We start from the raw sequence: 3,995 nt of genomic DNA on the forward strand, positions 1-3,995 counted from the left end.
GGGAACGGATTTCGTGTTCCTCTACGGGCGTCAGAGTCGGTCGACGGCGGTGACCCGGACCACCGCGACCCCCGCCTCGTCCGAGGCGGCCAGGTCGATCTCCGCGCTGAAGCCCCAGTCATGGTCCCCGGCCGGGTCGTCGAAGATCTGCCGCGCCGTCCACATCCCCGGCGCCCCCGGCGTCCCCGGCTTCTCGTCGAGGATGAGCAGACCCGGCCCCCGCGCGTCCGGACCGGTCCCGATCTCGCCATGCTCGGCGAAGTACGGCTCCAACGCCGCCCGCCACCCGTCGGCGTCGAACCCGCCGTCATACCCGCCGTCGAGCTCACCGAGCGTGTCGTAGCGGCGCAGCGCGGCGAGCTCGACCCGGCGGAACAGCGCGTTGCGCACCAGCACCCGAAACGCCCGGATGTTGCCCGTGACCGCCGGTGGCCGCCCGTCGACGCCACCACCGCCCGCGGCGCCCGCACCGTCCCCGGCCGGGTTGCTCAGCCGCTCCCACTCGTCGAGGAGGCTCGAGTCGGTCTGGCGGACCAGGTCCCCCAGCCACTCGGTCAGGTCGACGACCTCCTCGGTGCGGGCGTCCTCGGGCACCGTCTGGCGCAGCGCCTTGTAGGCGTCGGCCAGGTAGCGCAGCAGCAGCCCCTCGGAGCGGGCCAGCCCGTAGAACGCCACGTACTCGGCGAACGTCATCGCCCGCTCGTAGAGCTCCCGCGCCACCGACTTCGGCGCCAGCTCGTAATCGTCGACCCAGGGATGCCCCCGCCGGTACAGGCCGAACGCCGCGCCCAGCAGTTCCGCCAGCGGCTGGGGATAGCTGACCTCCTCCAGCAGCTCCATCCGCCGGTCGTAGTCGACGCCTTCGGCCTTCATCGCCGCGACCGCTTCCCCCTTCGCCTTCGACAGCTGGGCGTGCAGCACCTGCCGGGGATTGTCCAGGGTCGCCTCCAGCACCGAGAGCACATCCAGCGCATAGGAGGGGGAGGCCGGGTCGAGCAGCTCCAGCGCGGCCAGCGCGAACGGGGACAGCGGCTGGTTGAGCGCGAAGTCGAGCTGTAGGTCCACCGTCACCCGCACGCTGCGGCCCAGCTCGTCGGGGGGTGTCGAGGCGCTCCACCACCCCGGCCGCCAGCAGCGCCCGGTAGATCGCGATCGCCCGGTGGATCAGCCGGCGCTGGGTGGCGCGATCCGAATGGTTGTCGGTGAGCAGGTGGCGCATCGACGCGAATGCGTCCCCCGGCCGGTTGATCACATTGAGCAGCATCGCGTGGTTCACGGTGAACTGGGAGGTCAACGGCTCGGGTTCGGCCGCGACGAGCCGTTCGAACGTCGCCAGGCCGTACCCGACGCTGCCCTCGGGGGGTTTCTTGCGGACCACCTTGCGCCGCTTCTTCGGATCGTCCCCGGCCTTCGCCAACGCGCGTTCGTTCTCGATCACATGCTCGGGGGCCTGCACGACGACGTTGCCGACCGGGTCGTAGCCGGCCCGCCCGGCGATCTGGTGGAACTCCCGCGCCGACAGCAGCCGCACCCTGCTCCCGTCGTACTTCGACAGGGAGGTGAACACCACCGTGCGGATCGGCACATTGATCCCCACCCCCAGGGTGTCCGTGCCGCAGATGACCTTCAGCAGCCCCGCCTGGGCGAGTTGCTCCACCAGCCGGCGGTACTTTGGCAGCATCCCGGCGTGATGCACCCCGATGCCGTGGCGGACCAGCCGGGACAGCACCTTGCCGAACCCGGCGGTGAACCGGAAGTTCCCGATCGTCCTCGCGATCGCGTCCTTCTCCGCCCGGGTCGACACGTTCACGCTCATCAGCGCCTGCGCCCGTTCCAACGCCTGCGCCTGGGTGAAGTGCACGACGTAGACGGGGGCCTGGTGGGTCTCCAGCAGCTCACCGATCGTCTCGTGCATCGGCGTGGTGACGAACCGGTAGAACAGCGGCACCGGACGCTGCGCGGAGCGCACCACCGCGGTGCCGCGCCCGGTCCGCCTCGAACAGCGACACGTCGCCGAGCGTCGCCGACATCAGGATGAACTGGGTGTGCGGCAGTTCCAGCAGCGGCACCTGCCAGGCCCAGCCGCGGTCGGGATCGGCGTAGTAGTGGAACTCGTCCATGACGACCTGACCGACGTCGGCGGCGACCCCGTCGCGCAGCGCGATGTTCGCCAGCACCTCCGCCGTGCAGCAGATGATCGGCGCCGTATCGTTCACGCTGGCGTCCCCGGTCATCATCCCGACCTGCGCCGCGCCGAACATCGCGCACAACGCGAAGAATTTCTCCGACACCAGCACCTTGATCGGCGCGGTGTAGAAGGTACGCCGCCGCGCCGCCAGCGCCGCGAAGTGCGCCCCCGCCGCGACCAGGCTCTTGCCCGACCCGGTCGGCGTCGCCAGGATCACGTTCGACCCCGAGACGATCTCGATCAGCGCCTCGGACTGTGCCGGGTACAGCTCCAGCCCCTGCTCTGCGACCCACTCGGTGAACGCGTCATAGAGTGCGTCGGGATCAGGCCCGCCGCCGGGGCCGGTCAGGTCCGGGTTCTTCGAGTCGGGGTCCTTCGGGTGGGGGCCCGTTCGCCGTCATGGCCGGTGCCGGAAGTCGGGGGAAGGTGGTCGGTGAGTGTCATGGTCGTTCGATCGTGCCTGATGAACGCCGCCCACGGCTTTCGGGTGGGCGGTCCGTGACGCTCTGTTACCCGGAGTGGGCGGTGTTCGTGAAGTCCGCTTTCCACGCCTCGATGCGGGGGTACACCCAACCCGGTTCTGGCGGGTAGCACCAACGCCCCGATCCGGAAAACCGACCACAGGTAGCACTGACAATCCCCCAGACACGGAGGGAAACACGTGTCCCGTGAATCCGAACTGCAGTCGGCCATCGTCGCCTCTGCCGCTGCATCTGGCAGCACCGAGGCCATTATCATAAAATCTACCGCCACCGCGTCCGGTACGGTTGCCGGTACGGCTACCGCGTCCGGTACGGCCAAATCCATCCCCACGACGACCGCCCTCGGTTCCGCCGCCCTCGGTTCGGGCACCCTCGGTTCCGCTGCGGCGCGCGTTGCCGCACCCCGGCCCGGTGACTACGACGGGTGTCCGCCGGGCCGGCCCCGCCCCGCCCCGACCCTGCCGTCGGGGCCGCCGCTCCCGGCCAGGGCCGCCAGGCCGAGGCGGTCGACCCGCCCCGACCTGGCGGACCAGCCGAAGACCCTCGGTGAGCAGGTCCTGCTCGCGTTCTTCATCGTCGTGCCCCTGCTTGCCCTGCTCGCCGCGGTCCCGCTGGCCTGGGGATGGGGGCTGGGCTGGCACGACCTGGTCATCGGCGCCGTCATGTACCTGATCACCGGATTCGGTGTCACCGTGGGCTACCACCGGCTGTTCACGCATGGTTCCTTCCGGACCGGCCGGCCGCTGCGGATAATCCTCGCCGTCGCCGGGAGCCTCGCCATCGAAATGGGGGTGACCGACTGGGTCGCGGCTCACCGGCGGCATCACAAATACTCCGACCAGGCGGCCGATCCGCATTCACCGTGGCGTTTCGGTCATCACGGCAGGGGCCTGGCGAAAGGGTTCCTACACGCCCATGTCGGATGGCTTTTCCACCCGGAACGGACCGCGCCGGAGAAGTTCTGCCCGGATCTGCTCGCCGATCGGGACATCGCGGCGATCTCGGCCCGGTTCCCCTGGCTCGTCGCCGCCTCGGTGCTGCTGCCGCCGCTGGTCGGTGGCCTGTGGAGCATGTCCTGGACCGGGGCGGCGACCGCGCTGTTCTGGGGGGCGCTGGTCCGTATCGTGCTGCTGCACCACGTCACCTTCTCCATCAACTCAATCTGCCACACGATCGGCACCCGACCGTTCGCGGCCCGGGACCGCTCCAGCAACGTGTGGTGGCTGGCCATACCCTCGCTGGGGGAGTCGTGGCACAACCTGCACCACGCCGACCCCACCAGCGCCCGCCACGGCGTCCTGCCCGGCCAGATCGATCCCAGCGCC

General features: G+C 70.1%; 1 protein-coding gene and 1 pseudogene. One reads left to right on the forward strand and one right to left on the reverse strand.

What is annotated here, in order from left to right:
- Window positions 1-30: 30 nt before the first annotated feature.
- Window positions 31-2,537: pseudogene (locus ACY45C_RS16340) on the reverse strand (DEAD/DEAH box helicase).
- Between the two features lie 654 nt (window positions 2,538-3,191).
- On the opposite strand from ACY45C_RS16340, the gene ACY45C_RS16345 reads away from it, so the two are divergent.
- Window positions 3,192-3,995 (forward strand): acyl-CoA desaturase (locus ACY45C_RS16345; protein ID WP_462188446.1); only part of this gene is annotated, 804 nt, incomplete at its 3' end.

The sequence above is a fragment of the Frankia sp. CcWB2 genome, assembly GCF_977927585.1.